This is a genomic window from Desulfobaccales bacterium (assembly GCA_041648175.1).
Lineage (GTDB): Bacteria > Desulfobacterota > Desulfobaccia > Desulfobaccales > 0-14-0-80-60-11 > 0-14-0-80-60-11.
The window spans coordinates 74,164-95,368 of record JBAZPO010000002.1 but is presented as its reverse complement, the minus strand read 5'-3'; the positions used below and the strand labels follow the sequence as shown (position 1 = coordinate 95,368).

Sequence of the window (21,205 nt, the reverse complement as noted above, 5' to 3'; positions counted from 1 at the left end):
TCCTGCAAGGGCGGACACACGGGTCCATCCCTACAATTTACCGCTGTTTGCGGGCCCGGTCCAGTTCCCGCTTCTGCTCCCGTTTTTTGATAGTTTCCCGTTTGTCATACTGTTTTTTGCCCCGGGCCAGGGCAATCTCCACTTTGGCATGTTCGTTCTTAAAGTACATGCGCACCGGAATCAGGGTGAAGCCCCGCTCCTGGGTCTTGCCCAATAGGCGCCGCAACTCCCAACGGTGCAGCAGAAGTTTCCGGGGACGCTCCGGATTGTGGCTGTCATCCGCGGCATGGGAATAGGGGCTGATATGGACATTGTAGAGATAGAGCTCCCCATCCTTGAAGCGGGCGTAGGCGTCGCCGATGTTGGCCTTTCCCTGCCGCAGGGATTTGACTTCGGTCCCCTTCAATACTATGCCGGCCTCGTACAGGGCGTCGATGGCGTATTCGAAAAAGGCCTTCCGGTTGCGGCAGATGATCTTAAGGTTATCTTCTTTCATAAGGTCCGGTTGGTGGCCAGAGGACGGCCAAAGCGAAAAATATCCGGAAAGCGGTGATCCATCTCCCGGTTGACGTACTCGTTGACTTCCTCCACGGTGGCCCGTTTCATGACTCGGCGAGCGATTTTCCGGGCCTCATCCAGAGGGGTCATACGAATGACCCGCTTGACCACCGGGATGGAGGTGGGGTTCATAGAGAATTCTTCTACTCCCAGCCCCAGGAGCACCGGGATATAGAGCGGGTCACCGGCCATCTCCCCGCACATGGCCACCCGGATGCCGGCCTTGGCGGCTGCCCGGACCACATCCCGGACCATACGCAGCACCGCAGGATGCAGAGGTTCATACATGTCCGCCACCGACTTGTTGCCCCGGTCGATGGCCAGGGCATACTGGATCAGGTCATTGGTGCCGATGCTGAAAAAATCAACTTCCCGGGCCAGCAAGTCGGCCAGGGTGACGGCCGCCGGCACTTCGATCATAGCCCCCACCGGGAGATTAGCGTCAAAGGGGATATTTTCCCGGGCGAGTTCTCCTTTGACGGACACTAGGAGCAGGCGGGCGTCATGCAGCTCCCGGGGGCTGGAGATCAGGGGGAACATGACCCGCGCCTTGCCGAAGGCTGAGGCGCGGAGAATGGCCTTGAGCTGGGTTCGGAAGATTTTCTGCTCTTTGAGGCAAAAGCGGATGGCCCGGAGCCCCAGGGCCGGGTTCATCTCAGGGGCATACTCCAGTGGAGAGAGAAATTTGTCCCCCCCGATGTCCAGGGTGCGGATGGTGACTTCCCGGGGGGCCATGGCTTCCACTACCTGCCGGTAATGCAGGAACAACTCCTCTTCCGTGGGCATCTGCCGCTGGCGCAGATAGAGGAATTCGGTCCGGTAGAGCCCGACGCCGTCAGCGCCATATTTCTGAGCCAGGGAGACTTCCTCCGGCTGTTCGATGTTGGCCAGCACCCGGTTAGGGTGGCCGTCGCTGGTCACCGCGGGCAGGGAACTGCCCTGGGTCACTTCCCGTTTAAAGTTCTCGAATTCCTCCCGGCGGACTTCGTAACTGCGGAGCATGGCAGCATCCGGATCGATGATCACCCGGCCGGTAAGGCCATTGATGACGACCAGGTCCCCGGTCTCAATCTCCAGGGTAGCGCTGTCCAGGCCAACCACTGCCGGGATTTCCAGGGAATTGGCGATGATGGCCGTATGGGAGGTCTTGCCGCCCCGCTCGGTGATGAAACCCAGCACCTGGGTTCCGGACATCTTGGTGGTGTCCGCGGGAGACAGGTCCCGGGCCACGATGATTACCGGCTCGGGAAATTCAAAGGTTTTGCTGCTGCCACGACCGGTCAAGTGCCCTAGCAGGCGGTGGTAGACCGCTTCCACGTCCTGGATGCGCCCCCGGATGTGCTTATCCCCAATGCGTTGAAAAACTTCCTTAATCTTCAGAAAAGCCTGGTACAGGGCCCGTTCGGCGTTGAAATTCTGCTCTTTGATGAGTTTTTGGGTCTCCAGAAGCAGCATCCGGTCCCGCAGGATGAGCAGGTGAAGTTCCAGGATGTGGGCGTGCTCCATCAAATCGTCGGCGATTTCCCGCCGGAGCCGGGTAATTTCCTCTTCTGTCTTGTCCACCGCCCGGTTGAAGCGCTCCAGTTCGTCGGCGACCTCCTGGTCGGTGTAGAGCAGGCGCGTGGAAACCTGGCCCTCCTGGGTAAGGACGTGGGCCGGCCCCATGACAATGCCGGGAGAGGCGGCAATTCCCTGGAGGATGAGATTCTTAGAGGTCATTTCTCCTCAAACTTCCGGGCGAACAGAGCGGCTATGAAGGTGGCGGCTTCCCGGGCCTGGGGGCCTCGAGCGCGCAGTACCAGCCTGGTGCCTTGGGGGCTATCCAGGGCCAGAACGTCTAACAAATCCCGGGCGTTGACTTCCAGGCCTTCTTTTTCCAGAGTGATATCGGCGTCGAACTGCTGGGCCGCGGTAGCGATCTTGGCCGCGGGCCGGGCGTGCAGTCCCAAACGATTTTCCACCCAGAGTTCCTTCTCGATGGTCCAGAGCTTGGTTTCTTGAGTACTCATTGTATCATGAAATTTCAACTTGTTCCCAAGTTGCACTTGGGAACATCAATGGGCGCCAAGTTCAGCTTGGCTCATTAATGTACGTTCCCAAGCACAGCTTGGGAACGAGCCATAACAAACAATATGAGCCGCTCGACCTTATTCAACCCGGCCTTGCTCTTTTAAGGCCAGGTAGGCCTGGTAGGCCCGGCGCCGGGGAATCTTGAGAGCTTCCGCCACCTGGTCCGCTAGCCGCCGCCCCGTCAAGCCTTGCCTTTGGGCGATTTCCAGCAGATGTTCGTCCAAATCCATTTCTGAGGCCACCACTTCAGACGTCGGGCAGGAGAGCACCAGGGCGCATTCGCCTTTGATCTCAATGGCCTGGACCTTGGCCGCTATCTCAGCCAACGGCCCCCGCCAGGTTTCCTCGAATTTCTTGGTGAGTTCTCTTACCACCAGGACCTGCCGATAGGGCATGGCCTCGGCGATTTCTGTCAGCGTCCGGGCCAGGCGCCGCGGTGATTCATACATAATAATCACTCGGTTTTCCTGGGCCAGTCCCTGGAGCATTTTGAGCCGACGCCCCTCACCCCGGGGCAGGAAGCCAACAAATAGTATATCCCCTTTGAATCCGGAAAGCGAGAGCGCGGCGAGACCTGCGGCAGGGCCGGGCACCGCTTCCACCTTTACTCCCGCGTCCCAGGCCCGGGCCACCAGATCGGCGCCCGGGTCGGAAAACCCCGGGGTGCCCGCGTCGCTCACCAGGGCAACATTTTTTCCCTCAGCAAGGCGCCGGATCAACTCCGGGCCGCGGGACGCCTGGTTGTGGGCATGGTAGCTGATGAGCGGCGTGCTGATGCCATAGTGGCTCAGGAGTTTCCGGGTGTGTCGGGTGTCTTCCGCGGCAATAAGATCCACCTCTTTGAGCACCCTGAGCGCCCGCAGGGTGATGTCCTCCAGGTTGCCGATGGGCGTGGCGACGATGAAAAGTATGCCTATGGTGCTCATCTTAAAACGCGTTAGAAATAATCTCTATCTGAGGGCCTGCATCTGACATAGTAATGGCCACCACATCAAACCGCACCGGCGTGTCGGTAAAGCGCTTGTCCTTCATATAATAATCGGCCAGACGACGTAATTTGGTTTGTTTGGTGGCCGACACCGCCTCCTGAGGGCTGCCGAACCGCGTGCTCTTGCGGGTCTTGACCTCGATGATCACCAGGGTCTTGCCCTGCCGCGCGATGAGGTCGATCTCCCCTAAGGGTGTTGTGTAGTTGCGCTCCAGGATTTTATAGCCCTGTTTCTTCAAGACCACCGCGGCCAGGTCTTCGCCGGTGTCGCCCAATTGCCGCCGGGCATCAGAGGGCGGACACGCAGGTCCGCCCCTACAGTTTTCGGAGGATGGTCTGCGGGTTAATGTGTTCAGCCAGTGATCAAAAAGATCTTTTCCTTTCGCACGGGGATTTTCCCGGTCTAAATCCCAGCGTTGCGGGTTGTACTTGATGTATTCTCGAATGCGATTTAAAGCCTCATCATTTCGAATCACATGCTCATAAAAGCTCCGTTGCCAGAGGAGACCTTTAAATGGCTTCCAGCCATGCTCTTTCACACCGTGAATATATTCATTCGTCGACATGGTCTTGAACCACTGCACAATCCTTTGTAGGGGCGGACCTGCGTGTCCGCCCTCAACGTCGGGTCCGGATGGCTCCGAAATAAAAACAATCCCGTGGAAATGGTTGGGCATGACTACATAATATTCATCTATTTTGACCGAGAGAAACTTCTTTTCTAACTCTTTCCACCATCTTGCCACCGCGATGCCAGCCTGATTTAAGCGCATCTCTCTGTTGAGAATTCTTCCCAGTAAACCCTCCCGGTTTTGAACGCAGACTGTGACAAAATAAGTTCCCTGCTGGGAATAATCGTATTCGGCCAGACGAGCAGATTTCCGATGCCAGATCATTCCCCATTCTCCATCCACTCCTTGACGCCCCGGAAGGTGCGGCGGTGGAGGACGCAGGGGCCCCAGCAGCGCAGGGCTTCGAGGTGTTCGGCGGTGGCGTAGCCCTTGTGCCGTGCGAAATTATATTGGGGGAAGCGGCGGTGCAGGTCCTCCATGAGCCGGTCTCGGTAGACCTTGGCCACCACGGAGGCCGCGGCAATGGAGGGGCAGCGGTCGTCGCCCTTGATCACCGGTTGTTGGGGATAAGTCAGGGGCAGAGGCTGGTTGCCGTCCACCAGGACCATCTCCGGGACCAGGGACAGGTCCCGAATGGCCCGGGCCATGGCATGAAGAGAGGCGGCCAGGATGCCCTGACGCTCGATCTGGCGGGGTCCCACCTCCCGAAGGGCCAGGGCCAAGGCCTGAGCCCTGATTTGGCCATCCAGTTCCACCCGGACTTCAGGCGAGAGGCGCTTGGAATCCCTAAGGCCGGGAAAAGCAATGCCGGCAGGGAGGATCACGGCCGCGGCCACCACCGGACCCGCCAAGGGGCCCCGGCCCACCTCATCCACGCCGGCAATTAAGGTCAATCCCTGAAAACGCCAAAAACCTTCCGGGTCAGCCAGCACATCGACGCTGCCCGGAGCGCGGCTCATTGCATCGGGGTCCGCTTTTCCTTGATGCGGGCCGCCTTGCCCTTCCGCTCTCTCAGATAGTAGAGGCGGCTCTGCCGGACTTTACCCCGGAACAGGACGACCACCTGGTCGATGTTGGGAGAATGGATGGGGAAAATCCGCTCCACCCCTACGCCATAGGAAACCTTGCGCACCGTAAAGCTGGCCCCCGTGAGGCCGCCCCGCTTCCGGATGACCACACCCTTGAAGACCTGGATGCGCTCCTTGTCACCTTCCACAATGCGTACATGCACTTCCACGGTGTCCCCGGGACGAAATGCCGGCAGGTCCGCCCGCATCTGCTCCCGGGCCAATTGGTCTACTCTTTCCATATCCTCACCTATCTTCCGCCTGGCCTTGGGCCAGGGATTTGATGAATTCCCGGTCTGCTTTGCTGAGCACGGCTTGGGCCAGCAAATCCGGCCGCCGTGTTACGGTCCGGGCCAGGGCCTGCTGCCGCCGCCACCGGGCAATGCGTTGATGGTCGCCCTCCAGCAAGACTTGGGGGACCTCGTGACCCTCGAAAACCCGGGGGCGGGTGAAATGGGGGTATTCCAGGAGGCCCTCCTGGAATGATTCCTCTTCGGTGGCCCCCTCCCCTCCCAGCACTCCGGGAAGCAACCGGGTCACCGCATCCGCCACGATCAAAGCCGGGATTTCTCCCCCGGTCAGAATATAATCGCCTATTGACAACTCTTCATCAATATAAAAATGCACCCGGTCGTCCACGCCCTCGTAATGCCCGCAGATGAGCAGGAGGTGGGAGAGACCGGCCAGCTCTTGCGCTTTGGCCTGATTAAAATCCGGCCCCGAGGGACCCAGCAGGATCACCCGGGTTTTAGTGTCTTCCTCCCGCACTGCCCGGATGGCCGCCACCAAGGGCTCAATCTTCATGACCATTCCCGGACCGCCGCCGAAGGGCCGGTCGTCCGTCACCTGGTGCTTATCGGTGGTATACTCCCGCAGATTAATCACCCGGTAGGTGATCGCCCCCTGGACCTGGGCCCGATGGAGCATGCTCTGGCTCAAGGGGGAGGCGAAAAACTCGGGAAACAGGGTCAACAGGTCAATCCGCATCAGCTTCCAAGAGTTTCTCAAAAGGCAAAGCCCGCGGCTTCCCCCTTACAAAAGTTACAAAAGACCCTCGGGAGGCGAAGCCTTGAGCACCCCTTCCTCCAGGTTGATCTCGATGATCACGTCCTCCACTGCGGGCAGCAGCACTTCCCGCTCGCCCTGGCGCACCACGTAAACGTCATGGGCCGGGGTCGGGATAATCTCGTCCAGATACCCCAACAAGGCCCCGTCGGCGACGTTAACCACCGGCAGCCCCAGAACCTGGAACCAATAAAATTCCCCTTCAGGGAGCGCCGGGAACCGCACACGATCCCCTTCGACTGCCAACCCCACCAAAGCTTCCGCCTGATTCCTGCTATCTACGCCAGCCAGCCTGAGGATCACCTGGGTTTTGAGACGTCCGGCTTCGAGAATCTGATGCCTTCGGCCGCCGATCCACACTTCCCCCAACGCCGCGAATACCTCCGCGTCAGTCGTGGTAGCCTCGGCATCCGCCCGAACCTTGACGGCTCCCCGGATGCCGTGGGCTCCGGAAATCCGCCCCAGGCCCACTAAGGGACTGGGAGCCTGCGGTCCGCTACTCAATGATCTCCAGGACCGCCCGTTTGCGAATCTTGGTGGACGCAGCGCTGAGAATGGTGCGCATGGCCCGGGCGGTGCGCCCTTGCTTGCCGATCACCTTGCCGAGATCTTCTTTGGCCACCTTCAACTCGATGACCGAGGTTTGCTCCCCTTCGATTTCCTTGACCTGCACCTGATCGGGATTATCCACCAGCGACCGCGCGATGAACTTCACCAATTCCTTCATAGTAGCCACCTCTGTCAAGGGATGGGGCGATTAACCTCCCTGGTGCTCCTGGGCCGCGTTCAGGCCTCGGCCGCGGCGGCGGCTTTGGGCCGCTTCAGCAGGCTGGCTACCGTATCGGTACAAGTGGCCCCCTTGCTCATCCAATCTTTGAGCAGGTCCTCTTTCACCGATACCGCCGCCGGCTCCTGGCGCGGGTCGTACGTACCTATGATATCCAGGAATCTGCCATCCCGGGGAGACTCACTGTTGCTCACCACAATGCGATAAAATGGGCGCTTTTTGGCGCCGTAACGGGCCAATCGGATTCGTAATGCCATGATGCTGCTTTTATCCTCCTAAGGTTTGATAGGTCGTATCCGAATATCGTTAAAAAAAATTCATGGGGAGGCGCATCTTGCCCTTCTTGCCCCCCTTAGCCACCTGCTTGATCATCTTCTGGGTCACGACAAAGTTTTTGAGCAGCCGGTTGACGTCCTGGACCGTGGTGCCGCTTCCCAGGGCGATGCGCCGGCGGCGGCTGCCGTTGATGATGTTGTGGTCAGCCCGCTCGCCGGGAGTCATGGAGCTGATGATGGCCTCAACCCGTTTCAACTCGCCCTCGTCCGGCTGCATGCCTTTGAGGTCCTTAATTTTGTTGCCCAGCCCCGGAATCATGCCCAGAAGCTGCTCCATGCTGCCCATCTTCTTGATCTGCTTAAGCTGTTCCCGGAAGTCGTCCAGGGTAAAGGTTTCCTGCCGCAGCTTCTTTTCCAGATCCTTAACCTGATCGGCGTCGAAGGCCTCCTGGGCTTTTTCGATCAGGGTGAGCACATCGCCCATCCCTAAAATCCGGGATGCCAACCGGTCAGGGTGAAAGACTTCCAAGGCGTCCAGCTTTTCCCCGACCCCCAGAAACTTGATGGGCTGGCCGATCACTTCCCGCATGGAAAGCGCCGCACCGCCCCGGGCATCGCCTTCCACCTTAGTGAGGATGACGCCGGTGAGCTTCAAAAGGTCGTGAAAGCTTTGGCCCACCGCCACCGCGTCCTGGCCGGTCATGGCGTCGGCCACCAGGAGAATTTCTTGGGGCTCGGCTGCGGCCCGGATGGCCTTGAGCTCATCCATCAAAGGAGCGTCGATGTGGAGGCGCCCGGCGGTGTCCAGGATCACCGTATCAAAGCCCGCAGCATAGGCCGCTTCCATGGCGGCCCCGGCAATGGCCACCGGATTCTGACTCGCCTCGGTGGGATGCACCGCCACCCCGATGTCGGCCCCCAACCGCTTCAGCTGCTCGATGGCCGCGGGCCGCTGGACGTCCGCGGGCACCAGATAGGGCTGGCGGCCCTGGCTCTTCAGGCGCTTGGCCAGCTTGGCCGCGGTAGTGGTTTTCCCCGAGCCTTGCAAGCCCACCAGCATCAAGGCCACCGGCGGTTTGCCGCTCAGATCCAGCCGGGGCGATTCGCCGCCCAGAAGCGTGGTCAGTTCCTCGTGGACGATCTTGACGACCTGTTGGGCCGGAGTCAGGGACCGCATCACCTCTTCGCCCACGGCCCGGTCTTTGATGCGTTCGATGAAGGACTTGGTAACTTTATAATTGACGTCGGCTTCCAGAAGCGCCAGGCGCACCTCGCGCAGGGCTTCCTGAACCTGGGCCTCGTTAAGCTTGCCCCGGCCTTTGAGCTTTTTGAAGACCGCGTTTAATTTGTCGGAGAGTCGGTCAAACATAATGAGCTATCTGCTTTCAGTTACCAAGGTCAGCTTCCCCTTTGTACCCTTGTTATACCAGAAAACCTAAAACTGAAAACGGAAAACTATCCTTTATTCACACCATAGGGCGGGCCGTGCCCGCCATACCTGGCTGCGGCGGCCACGGGCCGCCTTATAGCTATTATCCTTTAATAACCCCTAACGGTTTCAACTTGGCCACTTTCTTGGCGATCCCGGCCCCGTGGACCACATCCACCACGCCGGCCACGTCTTTGTAGGCCTCAGAAATCTCTTCGTCAATGGTGGCCCGGCCCGCGCCCCGGACGATGATGCCTTGAGCGGCCAATTCCTGAATGATGGACCTCCCTTTGGCCACCTTTTTCGCCTGGTGCCGGGACATTTTCCGGCCGGCGCCGTGGCAGGTGCTGCCAAAGGTTTCGGTAAGGGCTTTTTCGGTCCCCACCAAAACGAAAGAGTAACGGCCCATGTCCCCGGGGATGAGCACCGGCTGGCCGGTTTCCCGGTAAGCTTCAGGCACCTCCGGGTGATGCGGCGGAAAGGCCCGGGTCGCGCCCTTGCGGTGGATGCAGAGCTTCCGGGGCGTGCCGTCCACCGTATGGGTCTCGAGCTTGGCGATGTTGTGAGCCACATCGTAGACCAACTCCAGCCCCAAATCCCGGGGGCCCATTTTAAAAACCTGCTCAAAGGACTCCCGCACCCAATGGGTGATCATCTGCCGGTTGGCAAAGGCGAAGTTGGCCGCGCCGGCCATGGCCGCCAGGTAATTCTTGCCTTCAGGCGAGGCGATGGGGGCGCAGCACAGTTGCCGGTCCGGCAGTTCGATGCCGTACTTGGCGCTGGCTTTGAGCATCACCTTGATAAAATCCTCGCACACCTGGTGTCCTAACCCCCGGGAGCCGGTGTGGACGATGGCGGTCACCTGGTCTTTGAAGAGGCCCAACTTAGCGGCCAGGGGCGCATCGAAAATTTCACAGACATAACCCACTTCCACGAAGTGGTTGCCCGAACCCAGGGTGCCTAACTGGTCCTTGCCCCGGTTCATGGCAAACTCGGAGACCAAGTCGGGATCGGCACCCTCGATCCTGCCCCCGGCCTCGATGTGGTCCAGATCGGAGGCCTCGCCGAAGCCTTCCTTCACCGCCCAGCGAGCGCCGTCCTTGAGCACCTTTTTAAATGCGGAGCCGGTGAGCTTGAAATCCTTCCGCCGGGAACCCACCCCCGAGGGGATGTTGTTGAACAGGGTGTTAACCAGGTCTTCCATGCAACAGGCCACCTGGTCCCGATGCAACTTGGTGCGGAGCAGGCGCACGCCGCAATTGATGTCGTAGCCCACGCCGCCCGGAGAAACGATGCCGTCTACCGGGTCGAAGGCCGCCACGCCGCCGATGGCGAAGCCGTAGCCCCAATGGATGTCGGGCATGGCCATGGAGGGTCCCACGATTCCCGGCAGGGTGGCGACGTTGGCCACCTGCTGGAGGCTCTGGTCATCCTGGATGGAGGGCAGCATCTCGCGCGAACAGAAAACCAGCCCCCGGGTGCGCATCTTGCCTTCCCGGGGAATCTCCCAGCGATAGTCGTCGATTTGCCGCAACTTAACCATAAGCAGTTGTCAGTTGTCAGTGGTCAGTTTTCAGTGGTTATCTTCTTGACCCTGGTTCACAAATCCAACACCACCGTAGCTCGCCAGCCATCCAGTTCCGGCACGATTGCCAATTTATGGAACGTCGCGGCCTTGACCGCGGTTTTGCTCGGATGCCGGGAGGGATCAAAAATCTCCCCCTCCACTTTGGCTTCCAGGCGCTCGGCGGTCAACGACGCCACCTGAAAGTCCCGGCCCAAAAAGCCATCAATGTCAGAAAGATAGAGCAGGTGGTTGAGCCAATCCACCAGGAGGGCCTCACGGTCGCTGGATTCCAGGCTTACTTGCCGGGTCTCCCGGCGTCGCACGGACCGTATATCCGTCAACGTCGCGCTCAAAGCGCGACCTGCATTTTCAAAGAGCTCCGGGAGGTTTTTCCCCCATATACGCCAGGCCAGATCAGCAGTATGAGGTATCTGCCGGTATGGGCGACGTCGCGGCCGGGAAGCAGCCTCCACGTTTTTGAGCCTCATAATTTGATAAGCTAATAACTTTACAATTTATATCAAGTCTTTCAGAGCAATTGCCAAAAGTTTTGTCCTTGACCCCTCACCTTAATCCTCGCCCATAAATAAGGAAGAGGTTAAGGGGTGCGCACACTACAGCAGGACTCCGCCGGAATTCATTGCAGGGACCGTCGCTGCCAGTTGCTGGAGTCCCGGGCGGCCGCGGCTCCCAACTCAAAGGCCTTAAGGTTCGAGGCCAGAAATTTTTCCTTGGTCTGGGTGCGGACGACCTTGAGGATCGTCTCCGTCGGGATGGGCAGAGAGTCGGTGGCTGCCAAGGCACCCAAAAGGACCATGTTGACGGCCAGGGGGCTGCCAGCCTGCCGGGCCAGGTCGCCGGCGTCAAAGGCCAAAAGCGCGCCCACATGCTCGGCCAGGCGACGGAACATCTGGTCCACGGCAGGATAGTGCGCCTGCCCGATGGCCACCGGGTAGGGCACTAGGGTGGCGGTATTGGCGATCACCAGGGTGTCCGCATGGCAGCGGTCCAGGGCCCGGAAGGCCTCCAGGGCCTCGAAGCCCAAGACGATGTCGGCTTCGCCCGGGGAAATCAAGGGGCTTTGCAGATCTCCCAGCACCACCGTGGAGACCACGATGCCACCCCGTTGGGCCATGCCATGGGTTTCGCTTACCATGGGATTGAACCCCGCGGCCAGGGCGGCCTCGCCCAGGAGGCGGCTGGCCAGGAGCGTCCCCTGGCCGCCCACGCCGGTGAGGAAGATGCGCAGGTTTTTATTAGGGTTTTCGTTTTTCGTTTTTCGTTTTTCGGTAGAGGTCATTTGCTCAACCATGTTCAACCATATGGCGGCCCGTGGCCGCCAAAGTCGGTGTGCGCGACACGCCCTATATTTCTGAATGCACAGGCTGGAAAGCCTGTGCCACCAGTTCAGGGGGGTGCAGGGGGCTAAGGACTACAAGCGAGACGCCTGTGGTTTTTCGTAAGGGCGTCCCCCGGTCCTCCCCGCAAATCTCCCCTATCCTCTATGCTCCTGCCTTTATGCTCCTGACTTCACCGGGCGGATGTGGTCGCACCACTGGACGCAGAAGGCGCAGCCGGAGCACAGGTCCGAGTCGATCATCAGGTGGCCTGCTTGACCACCTTCCAAGAACATAGCCGGGCAGCCGAAATTATCCAGGCAGTCCCGGCACTCGCCGCAGCCCCCGACCACCTGGAAGCGGGCTTGACGTTTTTTGCCCGAAAGCCGCTGGGCATAGAGGTGACACGGGGCCTGGGAGATGAGCACCCGCACGCCTTTGGCCCCCAGGGCCTCTTTGGTAGCCGCCAGGCTCTCTTTATATTTAAAGGGATTGGACACCCAGAGTTGGTCCACTCCCAGGGCCTTGACCACCCGGGGGATGGGGACGTGCACGCCGGGATAACCCGGAGGCGCCATACTCACGCCGGGATGGGGCTGGGAACCGGTCATGGCCGTGGTGCCGTTGTCCAAAATGACCAGGAGAAAATCGTGACCGTTGTGCACGGCGTTGGCCAGAGCGGGCAGCCCGGCGTGAAAAAAGGTGGAGTCGCCGATAAAGGCCACCACTTTTTGGCCGGTAGCCTGGGAAATCCCAGCGGCAGTACTGATGGAAGATCCCATGCAGATGAGGAAATCCGCCATGGACAAAGGCGGTAGGAGCCCCAGGGTGTAGCAACCGATATCCGTGGGAAAGATCCCTTCCACGCCCAGGTCTTTGAGGGCAATCTTCACCGCATAGTAGGTGGCCCGGTGAGGACAGCCCGGGCAAAGATTAGGGGGGCGATCCGGCAAGGCCTGCCCCAATACTGCCTCAGGGACCATCAGTTCCGGCGCCTCATAGGCCACCCCGAAAAAGCGGGCGATGACCTGCCGCACCAAGGCCGGGTGGTACTCATAAAGGCGAGAAAACAACTCAGGTCCTTTGCCCCGGATGGTCACGGTAATCTCCCGGTCCTGGGCCACGGCCTTGAGACCCTCTTCCAGATAAGGCTCCAACTCCTCCACCACCAGGACTTTCTCCAGAGGCGCCAGGAAATCCGCCAGCAACTCCTCGGGCAGAGGGTGGGTGAATCCCAACTTGAGCAGCCTGACTTTATCAGTCAAGTTCAGCTCCACCAGGGCATCAGTGACATAGGTGCTGCTCACCCCGCTGGTGACAATGCCCCAGGTTCCGGCCCCGCTGATCTCATTGAAGGGCGAACTCGCGGCCAAAGTCCGGGCCTGGTCTTCGGCAATCAGGAGGCGCACGTGGGCCTGGCGGGCCACGGCCGGCACCATGACTTGGCGGAAGGGGTCCTTATGGAACCGCCCGAGCCCCGGCCGGGGCGCCAGCTCTCCCAGGGTCACCCCGCCCCGGGTGTGGTTAACCCGGGTGGTGGTGCGCAAGAGCACCGGGACCTTAAGCTCCTCGGAGAGGGCGAAAGCCGCCAGGGTCATGTCCTTGGCTTCCTGGGGGGTGGCAGGCTCCAGCATGGGCAAGCCCGCCATCTTGGCGTAGTAGCGGTTGTCCTGCTCATTCTGACTGGAGAACAGCGACGGGTCGTCAGCGCTGACAATCACCATGCCGCCTTTGACCCCCACATAGGCCAGGGTCATGAGGGCATCGGCAGCTACATTGAGGCCCACGTGTTTCATGGCGGTAAGCACGCGCCAGCCGCAAGCCGCGGCGCCCGCCGCCACTTCCAGGGCCACCTTTTCGTTGGTGGAGAATTCGAACCGGAGGTCGGTCTGCCGGGCAATCTCATAACACCGGTCGCCGATCTCGGAGGCGGGAGTCCCGGGGTAAGTTGTGACCAAGGCCACCCCAGCTTCCAGGGCACCCCGCACAATGGCTTCATTACCCAGGAAAAGCCGCCGCTCCCCTGCGCGTCCGGATAAAAGCTCTGACATAAGGTCTCTGCCTGAAACGTTTCCGGGGCCATGGCCGACCGCTCTTCGTGATGGTGGCCTGCCGACCATTCCCCCAGGTTGGGAAAATTTGCATAAATTATAATTATTAACATATTTGCCGCGAATTACGAATAAAAAAACCACTCGGCGCGGATAGACGCTTGTTAAGACCACAGGGAAGTTGAAGGACCGGGGAAAATGAAGGGGAGTTGATTAAAACGAGTCCAGCAAAAAAACCTTCAAGTAATTATATAAATAATTATATTATCCGGGATACAATAAATATTAATAATAAGTAAATAACGTTATAAGTAATTTAGTATATTATCAATTATTCCTCAAGTAGCGGCGATATGAAGATCTTGCCCTGGCGGACTATCTCGATGGCGGCAAAGAGCGCCACATCCGCATCTTCTTTGAGAAGATAGCCATGGACACCGGCCGCCAAGGCCTGGCGCAGGTATTCTTTGCTCCGGTGCATGCTCAGGATCAACACTTTGATGTTAGGGTAGAGATGCCTAATTCTCTCTGCCGCCGCCAACCCTTTAAGGCGAGGCATAGAAATATCTAAAATGACCAATTCAGGAGCTATTTTCCCTAATAATTCAAGAAGTTCTACCCCATCTGCCGCTTCGCCCACCACGCGCATCTCACGGTCTTCCTGGAGGATCTTTTTGATTCCCTGGCGCACCAAAATATGATCGTCGGCCAATACAATATTATAGGGGGCCATAGTTCAGGTCCTTATCGGCAGGCAACTTCCTAAACAAAAATTAATTTTCCTCGGTTTGAGGAGATGGTGTTGTAGCTTCCGAGTTCCGTATTATTTAATCATTCTCGCCCCCTCTGTCAATCCAAAATGCCCGGAAATATTGGGCTCTCTTACTGAAACCTAACCCATTGATTTCATGTGGCGGGGACGAGAGACTCGAACTCGCGACTTCTCAATATCCGCTGACGGTCCCTTCCCGCCTCGGGTCGGCAGCACCAGAAAGGACACCGGTCTTTGCATCGATCATCACTCCTTGGGCCCCGCCTAAATAGATATCGAAATCTTTCTTGAGAACAATGGGATATCCTTGGCGCGCCAGAGCATTTCTAACCTTGTTGGGAATGCGGGATTCTAATAATAGCTCCCCGGTTACGGTGTGACGGTGAATCCTCGGCGCATTAATCGCCTCCTGCAGCGTTAATTGATGATCGATGAGATTCATCAGAACCTGGGTCAACGCCGAGGTGATCCTGGTCCCCCCGGGCATGCCGATGGCCAGATATGGCCTGCCGTCTTTGAGTACCAAGGTGGGAGCCATGTTGCTCAGGGGCCTTTTCCCGGGTGCAATGGAGTTCGGTTCGCCCGGCTGAGGAGCAAAATCCCCCATCCCGTCGTTCAAGAGGATTCCGGTTCCCGGCACCACCACCCCGGAGCCAAAGAAAGCATCAACGGATTGGCTTAGGGCGACCAGATTTCCATCCTTATCGGCAACGGATAGATGGGTGGTTTGATCGGACTCTTGAAGAGCAGAATTACTCGTAATTAATTTTCCCTGCAACTGGCCCTTTGGTTTAGTTTTCATCCCCTTTCTTAATCTTTCCGCGTGTTCCTTGGAAAGCAACTCCTCCAGGGGAATCTCCACAAAGTCTGGATCTCCTATATACTGCGCCCGGTCGGAGAATGCCTTTTTCATGGCCTCGGTCATGATCTCAATGCTTTCGGGACCGTTCAGGCCGAGCCGGGCTATATCGTGTCCTTCAAGAATATTCAATAGCTCGATCAACTGGGTCCCTCCCGAACTGGGCGGCCCCATGGAAATGATTTCATAACCACGATAATTCCCTTCGACCGGCGACCTCACGACGGCCCGGTAGTTTGCCAGATCCTCCCGGGTGATCAATCCGCCCGATCGTTGCATCTCATTGGCAATGGCCTCGGCAATAGCCCCCTGGTAGAAAACCTCTGGACCTTGCGCTGCAATCAGACGGTAAGTCTCGGCCAGGTCCTTCTGGTATAAGCGAGTCCCCACTTTAAAGGGGCCTCCGTTCTTAAGATAGATTTTGGCGGCCGCCGGGAATCTCGAAAGCTTGGGGGCATTATTCGCCATCATGCTATTGAGAAGGTTGGAAACTGGAAAGCCTTGTTCGGCGAGGTGAATGGCAGGCTCCATGACGTCTTTCAGGGCCATAGTGCCGTATTTTTGGAGCGCCAGCGTCAGTCCGGCTACGGTTCCCGGCACAGCCACGGATCGAGGACCAATCTTCATTTGGTCGACTCCCCACTTCAGGAACATCCCCGCGGTCGCTTTGGCAGGCGCCATTTCGCGATAATCGATGGTCACCACCTTCGCACCTAAGAACTTGGGCAAATAAATCTGCATGAACCCCCCGCCCCCGATCCCGGAGGCATTGGGCTCCACCACGCCCAGAGCAAAGGCAGTGGCTACCGCGGCATCAACCGCGTTTCCCCCTTTTTTCAGAATATCTACGCCGACCTCTGCAGCCAGGGGGTGGGCTGCAGCTATAACTCCGGACTTGAACTCCGGAGGTGGCGGGGGCGCACTTTGCTCTTCCAGGGCCTGACTTCCTGAGATGGTGGGAAGGACAACCAGGAGGATGAGGGCCGACAAAAACAGGCGAGAGACCATCTTAGCTATTGTATCCGCATGCATATGGATCACCGAAGGTGCTCGGGGTTTCAGCCGCACACGGGGGAGCAACCCTTATGAATCCAATCTGCGGCTCATATATTGTCATTTGACAAGTAGGTATTATATTAAGTTTAAAAAATCGGAAATAAATGTTCGGGATAGAAATAATCCTTTTTTTCTTTGTCGTTCTGGTCTTCCTGGGCGTCCAGGAGGCTTTTTTTCATAAACGGAACATTGCGAAGATACCGGTCCGCATCCACGTCAACGGCACCAGGGGAAAATCCAGCGTCGTCCGGCTTATTGCGGGAGGCTTGCGGGAGCAGGGCATTCCGACCTGCGCCAAAACCACCGGAACTCTGGCCAGGTTTATCCTGCCCGACGGCGTGGAGTATCCGGTCTTTAGACCTGCGGGGGCCAATGTCATCGAGCAGGTGCGCGTCGTTGCCGTTGCGGCCGCCAACGGGGCCCAAGTCCTGGTGGTGGAGTGCATGGCGCTCCAGCCGCTGCTCCAGTGGCTCTGCGAGTCAAGTTTCGTCAGTGCGACCCACGGAGTTATCACCAATGCGCGGGAAGACCATCTTGACGTCATGGGTCCGGAAGAGGATAACGTGGCGCTAGCCCTGGCTGGGACGACGCCAATCGGGGGCAAGCTTTTTACGGCCGACATCAGGCATGTCCCTATCTTCGAGCAGGCGGCCCGGGACCGGAGGACCAGGCTATTCGCGGTGGGACCGGAAGATATGGCGGCTATTACCGATGAGGAAATGGCCAGGTTTTCCTACGTGGAACATAAGGAAAATGTGGCGCTGGCCCTCAAGGTTTGTCTCGATCTGGGAGTGCCCCGCGAAATGGCGCTTCGGGGCATGTGGAAGGCCGCACCTGACCCGGGAGCCCTCACCTTCTCCACAATCCGGTTCTTCGGCCGGCACATTTACTTCGTTAATGCCTTTGCGGCCAACGACCCGGAATCGACCGAGCGTATCTGGAACCTTGCTCTTAAGCAGCATCCTGACGTGGAAAAACGGATCGTGATCTTCAATTGCCGGGCAGACCGGCCAGTCCGTTCGCGACAGCTTGGCGAAGCCTGTGCCGCGTGGTCCCCCGCTAATCACTACCTCCTCATGGGTACGGGCACCTATTTTTTTACCAGAGCAGCCATATCCCGGGGCATTGCCGCAGATAAGCTGATCTTCGCGGAGAATAAAAGCGACAGCGACCTATTCGAACACATAGTGGAGCTCGCCGGAAGCTCCGCGGTGGTAGTGGGTATGGGGAATACCAAGGGTCAGGGACTCAGCCTTAGCCGCTTTTTCCGTCACCGGAGCATCCTGAAAGAGGTCCTGAAGAAGGAACTACCATGATCGAGCTACTGCCCGTTTCCATCGGCATAGGCCTGGTAGTGAGCATTTTCCTGGCGGAAATATTCGGTCTCGCCGGGGCAGGTCTGGTTGTGCCGGGATATCTTGCCCTCTATCTCACCCAGCCAGTCATAGTGGTGACGACCCTGGCGACGGGTTTTGCCGCCTTTGTTCTGGTAAGAGCCATCGGTTCTTTCGTTATTGTCTATGGGAGGCGGCGCACTGTCCTGATGATCCTGGCCGGGTACCTCATGGGCATGCTGGCACGATACTTCGTCCATCCCGGGGTGACCGATCTGGAATTTGCCGTCATAGGCTTTATCATTCCCGGACTCATTGCGGTTTGGCTAGACCGGCAGGGAGTAATTGAAGCGATCTGTTCCCTGCTCACCGCGGCCATCATTGTCCGGCTTATCCTCGTCCTTATATTCGGAGAGGCCCTGAATCAATGAAAAAAATTTATTGGCGGCCCCACGGCACTCCTCTTCTGGCCATTATCCTGGTGGCGGTCTTTGCAGTCGGGGGGGACCTGGCGGTTGAGCGGTTCCAGATCACCGAGAGAAGTCCTTACTATGCAGCGCAGTTGGAGGCGTCTCACCTGGCCTTGCAGGCCATGACGGTGATTAAGGAGGAGCGGCTGAAAAAGGGAGATCCTCTTGAACCGCAGGTCGATCCTGCCCAATCAGGGCTTATCGGCAGCTTCATAAGCCCGGTCACGAGTAGCTCCGGCAACCTCGAAGCTAAACAAACTTCGATAAACCCAAACTTCGCCGCAGTCATCGTCGACCTTCTCGAACAGGCCGGTGTCCGTCAGGGCGACCAGGTTGCAGTCAGCGTAACCGGTTCCTTCCCCGCCATGAATATTGCGCTCTACGCGGCCCTCAAGGCTTTGCATCTAAAACCTACCATAATCTCTTCGGTCGCTTCGTCGCAGTGGGGCGCCAATGATCCAGATTTCCTGTGGATTGATATGGAACATCATCTCTATAACCAGGACCTCTTCCCCTTCCGTTCCGTGGCTGCATCCATCGGTGGCAGATACGACAAGGGGAAAGAGATGTCGGAAGCGGCACGCCAGTCCATCATCCAAGCGATAGAAAAAAATGGCCTGGCCCGGATCACGGACACGACGTTGCATGAGAATGTGGATCAGCGCATGAGTCTCTATTTCAAGGAAGGGCGTCCCAAGGCTTATATCAATGTTGGCGGGGGAATTGCCGCAGTAGGCGCCGAGCGCCGGAGGCGCGGCTTAATTAAATCTGGCCTGACGCCCTCGCAGGATCACCTGATAAAAAATGGGAAATTCGTGGTATCCCGGTTTCTCCAAGAAGACACCCCGGTGATCCACCTGGAAAACATCAAACAGCTAGCTGCCCAATACGGGCTGCCCACAGCCCCTGACAGATTACCCGAGGTTGGCAAAGGAGGCGTCTACTCCAGGACGCGGTATAATAAATGGCTGGCCGGCGCTGTCCTTACCGGGATTTTTGGCGGCCTCTATTTCTTTTCCCGGACAGATCTGGGCTTTCGGATGCTCACGGTATCTTACCGCCGGAAGGGCTCGGCTCCGCCCGAACCTATGGTGTAAACCGGCGACTGGATTGTACGAAGGACCTCAAGGATGTTGACTATGGCATTGGTACTTTAGATGCAACCTTGGCTGACTTTGCGGTGATGGGAAACACTGTCTGGCCTTGGGGGTATTAAAACGGAGACTTGAGTAAGGCTTCCGTCCTGCTGCGCTCAATCTGACGGTTAATTGCCAGAATCAGTTTTTCAAGTCTTCCGACTAAATCGAGCACCGCGGGGCCATCCGCCTTGAAGCTGGAGGTTTTGGACTCCACGATCCGGCATTTCGCGTTGATCTCCACCTGGGCAGATTCTACGCCCAGGGTCTTCCTGGCGTAACAGGTGACCGTGCCGGAGCCCCGGGCACTGAACCTCTGGTTGAAAATCTGGGGCTCATATCCCTGAAACGCCTCGGCAATAGTCCCTTTGAAGGTGGGGCAGGAACTCTTTTGGGTGTCGTTGCTCAAGGTCCCCACATCGACTTTAAAGGGCTGGCTCTTACCGGCCCCGTGCAGGTCCAGGACAAACTTGATATGGTTCTGCTCCACCACCTGCTTCAAGCGATCTTTATAGCGAGTCTGGACGTCGTTGTTAGGGTCCTCGCCCGCCCGGTTCTTCACATACATGACGTGGGCCCCGGTCAGCTCACCGAGCTTTATGGCCATAGAGGCGGTGTAGGCGTCCTCTTCTTTCCAGCGGGCCTCTTTGGTTCTGAAATGCTTCGCACCATGGGGAGCGGAAATGAGGATGGGAATGTGACCTTTGATATAGCCGAAGTAGTCACGGCTCGGCTCATCATAGTTGATTTGATTGAATTCAATCTGCCTGATCTCCCGCAGGATGCTGCTCATCTGTTCTTCACCTGAAACTCGGCCCGAAAGCGGCAGAAACACGAGGAGGGCTGCAGCAAGACCAATGCCCCTTATCCATTTAGCCATATTTGTTTCTCCCCTGCCCGAGGCTTAATTCCGCTCCAGGCATCGGGGGAATTGAAAAATTATATGCAAACTTTTAAAGTATACCAAAAATGCGCCCGCAATCATATCCCACGTCGAACGCTTAATTATCCTCCCGGTCTTGAATTCTCTTTTCCCCTTGAATCGGTAAGCTCACGAAAACCTATCGCCATTTCTGGCCCTTTGGCTTCTTCCTCGTGTTTAAAGAAAACGAAAGCCTTCTCCCATTTCTGTGCAAGGATTTTTTCCAGCCATTGTGACAGATCGGCATCCGTATAATCGGAACGGCGCAGGCGCAGGTACCCCCATGGCGCCGTATTGATAATCCCATCGGCCGGATTCTCATCGGCATCCGCGATGCACAGGCTGCATCCTCTGCCACGCAGGAGGTCAAGAATTTCAACATCGAGCCAGGATGGGCTGCGGAACTCGAAGGCGCAAGACATATTGCCGGGAATCAGGTCGAGAAAATCTTTAAGCCGCGGGCGGTCCGCATGAAAACTCGCGGGAAACTGAAACAGGACCGGCCCCAGTTTCCTGTCTAAAACTGAAAGCGTCCTAAATAAGTACTCGGTCTCCCCGCTCACGTTTCTCATTCGCTTCCGATGCGTTATGACCTGAGGCGCTTTAAGGGCGAAAATAAAATCGTCGGGAACCTGTTCGGCCCAGGATGCGAGGACGCCCTCTGTGGGCATGCGATAAAAAGTATTATTGATCTCTACTGCGGAGAGGCGTTCCGAATAGAAGCGGAGCATTTCCTTGGGGGAGATCTTTTCCGGATAGAATTTACCTTTCCATTCCTTGTACCCATACCCGCTTGTACCGACATAGATTTTCATATTTTATGAAAGCTCAAGGGTCAAGGTTGCAAAGTTGCAAAATGCACAGGCTGGAAAGCCTGTGCCACCGATACT

At 57.7% G+C, this 21,205-nt stretch carries 23 protein-coding genes; 3 read left to right on the top strand and 20 right to left on the bottom strand.

Annotation, left to right across the window (positions count from 1 at the left end; all coding sequences use genetic code 11):
- Positions 1 to 37: 37 nt before the first annotated feature.
- The 18 genes from smpB to ggt form a co-directional block, all read right to left on the bottom strand.
- Positions 38 to 496 carry an SsrA-binding protein SmpB gene (gene smpB, locus WC600_02420; GenBank protein ID MFA4901579.1) on the bottom strand — a complete coding sequence of 153 codons (459 nt, stop codon included), beginning with the start codon at positions 494 to 496 and terminating at the stop codon, positions 38 to 40.
- Complete coding sequence (ptsP, locus tag WC600_02415) at positions 493 to 2,277, bottom strand: phosphoenolpyruvate--protein phosphotransferase (GenBank protein MFA4901578.1); 1,785 nt, start codon at positions 2,275 to 2,277, stop codon at positions 493 to 495. Before ptsP ends, smpB begins: the two co-directional genes overlap by 4 nt.
- Entirely contained in the window at positions 2,274 to 2,567 is a 294-nt protein-coding gene (locus WC600_02410; protein ID MFA4901577.1) for an HPr family phosphocarrier protein, read from the bottom strand. The genes ptsP and WC600_02410 overlap by 4 nt, the downstream gene beginning before the upstream one ends.
- A gap of 138 nt (positions 2,568 to 2,705) precedes the next feature.
- Entirely contained in the window at positions 2,706 to 3,554 is an 849-nt protein-coding gene (gene rsmI / locus WC600_02405; GenBank protein MFA4901576.1) for a 16S rRNA (cytidine(1402)-2'-O)-methyltransferase, read from the bottom strand.
- Position 3,555: 1 nt separating this feature from the next.
- The gene (locus WC600_02400; protein MFA4901575.1) at positions 3,556 to 4,512 is read right to left on the bottom strand and encodes a YraN family protein; all 957 of its coding nucleotides are present in this window, start codon (positions 4,510 to 4,512) and stop codon (positions 3,556 to 3,558) included.
- The gene (locus WC600_02395; protein ID MFA4901574.1) at positions 4,509 to 5,147 is read right to left on the bottom strand and encodes a ribonuclease HII; all 639 of its coding nucleotides are present in this window, start codon (positions 5,145 to 5,147) and stop codon (positions 4,509 to 4,511) included. Before WC600_02395 ends, WC600_02400 begins: the two co-directional genes overlap by 4 nt.
- Positions 5,144 to 5,497: a 50S ribosomal protein L19 gene (gene rplS / locus WC600_02390; GenBank protein ID MFA4901573.1), complete on the bottom strand. Its 354-nt coding sequence runs from the start codon at positions 5,495 to 5,497 to the stop codon at positions 5,144 to 5,146. The genes WC600_02395 and rplS overlap by 4 nt, the downstream gene beginning before the upstream one ends.
- Before the next feature lie 4 nt (positions 5,498 to 5,501).
- Positions 5,502 to 6,242 carry a tRNA (guanosine(37)-N1)-methyltransferase TrmD gene (trmD, locus tag WC600_02385; GenBank protein ID MFA4901572.1) on the bottom strand — a complete coding sequence of 247 codons (741 nt, stop codon included), beginning with the start codon at positions 6,240 to 6,242 and terminating at the stop codon, positions 5,502 to 5,504.
- Positions 6,243 to 6,296: 54 nt separating this feature from the next.
- The gene (gene rimM / locus WC600_02380; protein MFA4901571.1) at positions 6,297 to 6,824 is read right to left on the bottom strand and encodes a ribosome maturation factor RimM; all 528 of its coding nucleotides are present in this window, start codon (positions 6,822 to 6,824) and stop codon (positions 6,297 to 6,299) included.
- Positions 6,817 to 7,047: a KH domain-containing protein gene (locus WC600_02375; GenBank protein MFA4901570.1), complete on the bottom strand. Its 231-nt coding sequence runs from the start codon at positions 7,045 to 7,047 to the stop codon at positions 6,817 to 6,819. The genes rimM and WC600_02375 overlap by 8 nt, the downstream gene beginning before the upstream one ends.
- A 59-nt stretch (positions 7,048 to 7,106) precedes the next feature.
- Positions 7,107 to 7,364 carry a 30S ribosomal protein S16 gene (gene rpsP, locus WC600_02370; GenBank protein ID MFA4901569.1) on the bottom strand — a complete coding sequence of 86 codons (258 nt, stop codon included), beginning with the start codon at positions 7,362 to 7,364 and terminating at the stop codon, positions 7,107 to 7,109.
- Positions 7,365 to 7,413: 49 nt separating this feature from the next.
- Positions 7,414 to 8,751, bottom strand: a complete 1,338-nt coding sequence (ffh, locus tag WC600_02365; protein MFA4901568.1) for a signal recognition particle protein — start codon at positions 8,749 to 8,751, stop codon at positions 7,414 to 7,416.
- Positions 8,752 to 8,914: 163 nt separating this feature from the next.
- Positions 8,915 to 10,354 (bottom strand): RtcB family protein, encoded by a 1,440-nt coding sequence (locus tag WC600_02360; GenBank protein MFA4901567.1) that lies wholly within the window; start codon positions 10,352 to 10,354, stop codon positions 8,915 to 8,917.
- A gap of 56 nt (positions 10,355 to 10,410) precedes the next feature.
- The gene (locus tag WC600_02355) at positions 10,411 to 10,866 is read right to left on the bottom strand and encodes an archease (protein MFA4901566.1); all 456 of its coding nucleotides are present in this window, start codon (positions 10,864 to 10,866) and stop codon (positions 10,411 to 10,413) included.
- 149 nt (positions 10,867 to 11,015) lie between these two features.
- Complete coding sequence (locus WC600_02350) at positions 11,016 to 11,678, bottom strand: indolepyruvate oxidoreductase subunit beta (protein ID MFA4901565.1); 663 nt, start codon at positions 11,676 to 11,678, stop codon at positions 11,016 to 11,018.
- A gap of 216 nt (positions 11,679 to 11,894) precedes the next feature.
- Positions 11,895 to 13,766 (bottom strand): indolepyruvate ferredoxin oxidoreductase subunit alpha, encoded by a 1,872-nt coding sequence (gene iorA, locus WC600_02345; GenBank protein MFA4901564.1) that lies wholly within the window; start codon positions 13,764 to 13,766, stop codon positions 11,895 to 11,897.
- 331 nt (positions 13,767 to 14,097) lie between these two features.
- Positions 14,098 to 14,499, bottom strand: coding sequence for a response regulator transcription factor (locus tag WC600_02340; GenBank protein ID MFA4901563.1), 402 nt, complete (start codon positions 14,497 to 14,499; stop codon positions 14,098 to 14,100).
- Positions 14,500 to 14,710: 211 nt separating this feature from the next.
- A complete protein-coding gene (gene ggt / locus WC600_02335) occupies positions 14,711 to 16,429 on the bottom strand; it encodes a gamma-glutamyltransferase (GenBank protein ID MFA4901562.1) in 1,719 nt (572 codons plus the stop codon).
- Between the two features lie 128 nt (positions 16,430 to 16,557).
- Between ggt and pgsB the strand changes: the two genes are divergently transcribed.
- Genes pgsB through pgsW form a run of 3 tightly spaced genes read left to right on the top strand, consistent with a single transcriptional unit; the run spans position 16,558 to position 19,354 of the window.
- On the top strand, positions 16,558 to 17,769 hold the full coding sequence (gene pgsB, locus WC600_02330; GenBank protein MFA4901561.1) for a poly-gamma-glutamate synthase PgsB: 1,212 nt from the start codon (positions 16,558 to 16,560) through the stop codon (positions 17,767 to 17,769).
- Positions 17,766 to 18,218: a poly-gamma-glutamate biosynthesis protein PgsC gene (gene pgsC, locus WC600_02325; protein MFA4901560.1), complete on the top strand. Its 453-nt coding sequence runs from the start codon at positions 17,766 to 17,768 to the stop codon at positions 18,216 to 18,218. The genes pgsB and pgsC overlap by 4 nt, the downstream gene beginning before the upstream one ends.
- The gene (pgsW, locus tag WC600_02320) at positions 18,215 to 19,354 is read left to right on the top strand and encodes a poly-gamma-glutamate system protein (protein ID MFA4901559.1); all 1,140 of its coding nucleotides are present in this window, start codon (positions 18,215 to 18,217) and stop codon (positions 19,352 to 19,354) included. The genes pgsC and pgsW overlap by 4 nt, the downstream gene beginning before the upstream one ends.
- Before the next feature lie 115 nt (positions 19,355 to 19,469).
- Here the strand turns inward: pgsW and WC600_02315 are convergent, their stop codons facing one another.
- Together WC600_02315 and WC600_02310 are read right to left on the bottom strand one after the other, a co-directional pair.
- A complete protein-coding gene (locus WC600_02315; GenBank protein MFA4901558.1) occupies positions 19,470 to 20,273 on the bottom strand; it encodes a hypothetical protein in 804 nt (267 codons plus the stop codon).
- Positions 20,274 to 20,398: 125 nt separating this feature from the next.
- Positions 20,399 to 21,130 (bottom strand): DUF72 domain-containing protein, encoded by a 732-nt coding sequence (locus tag WC600_02310; GenBank protein MFA4901557.1) that lies wholly within the window; start codon positions 21,128 to 21,130, stop codon positions 20,399 to 20,401.
- Positions 21,131 to 21,205: the final 75 nt, after the last annotated feature.

Excerpts from the sequence above, each read along its gene's own strand:
- smpB (MFA4901579.1), bottom strand. The coding sequence starts at position 496 with ATGAAAGAAGATAACCTTAAGATCATCTGCCGCAACCGGAAGGCCTTT.
- ptsP (MFA4901578.1), bottom strand. The coding sequence starts at position 2,277 with ATGACCTCTAAGAATCTCATCCTCCAGGGAATTGCCGCCTCTCCCGGC.
- WC600_02410 (MFA4901577.1), bottom strand. The coding sequence starts at position 2,567 with ATGAGTACTCAAGAAACCAAGCTCTGGACCATCGAGAAGGAACTCTGG.
- rsmI (MFA4901576.1), bottom strand. The coding sequence starts at position 3,554 with ATGAGCACCATAGGCATACTTTTCATCGTCGCCACGCCCATCGGCAAC.
- WC600_02400 (MFA4901575.1), bottom strand. The coding sequence starts at position 4,512 with ATGATCTGGCATCGGAAATCTGCTCGTCTGGCCGAATACGATTATTCC.
- WC600_02395 (MFA4901574.1), bottom strand. The coding sequence starts at position 5,147 with ATGAGCCGCGCTCCGGGCAGCGTCGATGTGCTGGCTGACCCGGAAGGT.
- rplS (MFA4901573.1), bottom strand. The coding sequence starts at position 5,497 with ATGGAAAGAGTAGACCAATTGGCCCGGGAGCAGATGCGGGCGGACCTG.
- trmD (MFA4901572.1), bottom strand. The coding sequence starts at position 6,242 with ATGCGGATTGACCTGTTGACCCTGTTTCCCGAGTTTTTCGCCTCCCCC.
- WC600_02375 (MFA4901570.1), bottom strand. The coding sequence starts at position 7,047 with ATGAAGGAATTGGTGAAGTTCATCGCGCGGTCGCTGGTGGATAATCCC.
- rpsP (MFA4901569.1), bottom strand. The coding sequence starts at position 7,364 with ATGGCATTACGAATCCGATTGGCCCGTTACGGCGCCAAAAAGCGCCCA.
- ffh (MFA4901568.1), bottom strand. The coding sequence starts at position 8,751 with ATGTTTGACCGACTCTCCGACAAATTAAACGCGGTCTTCAAAAAGCTC.
- WC600_02360 (MFA4901567.1), bottom strand. The coding sequence starts at position 10,354 with ATGGTTAAGTTGCGGCAAATCGACGACTATCGCTGGGAGATTCCCCGG.
- WC600_02355 (MFA4901566.1), bottom strand. The coding sequence starts at position 10,866 with ATGAGGCTCAAAAACGTGGAGGCTGCTTCCCGGCCGCGACGTCGCCCA.
- WC600_02350 (MFA4901565.1), bottom strand. The coding sequence starts at position 11,678 with ATGACCTCTACCGAAAAACGAAAAACGAAAAACGAAAACCCTAATAAA.
- iorA (MFA4901564.1), bottom strand. The coding sequence starts at position 13,766 with ATGTCAGAGCTTTTATCCGGACGCGCAGGGGAGCGGCGGCTTTTCCTG.
- WC600_02340 (MFA4901563.1), bottom strand. The coding sequence starts at position 14,499 with ATGGCCCCCTATAATATTGTATTGGCCGACGATCATATTTTGGTGCGC.
- ggt (MFA4901562.1), bottom strand. The coding sequence starts at position 16,429 with ATGCATGCGGATACAATAGCTAAGATGGTCTCTCGCCTGTTTTTGTCG.
- pgsB (MFA4901561.1), top strand. The coding sequence starts at position 16,558 with ATGTTCGGGATAGAAATAATCCTTTTTTTCTTTGTCGTTCTGGTCTTC.
- pgsC (MFA4901560.1), top strand. The coding sequence starts at position 17,766 with ATGATCGAGCTACTGCCCGTTTCCATCGGCATAGGCCTGGTAGTGAGC.
- pgsW (MFA4901559.1), top strand. The coding sequence starts at position 18,215 with ATGAAAAAAATTTATTGGCGGCCCCACGGCACTCCTCTTCTGGCCATT.
- WC600_02315 (MFA4901558.1), bottom strand. The coding sequence starts at position 20,273 with ATGGCTAAATGGATAAGGGGCATTGGTCTTGCTGCAGCCCTCCTCGTG.
- WC600_02310 (MFA4901557.1), bottom strand. The coding sequence starts at position 21,130 with ATGAAAATCTATGTCGGTACAAGCGGGTATGGGTACAAGGAATGGAAA.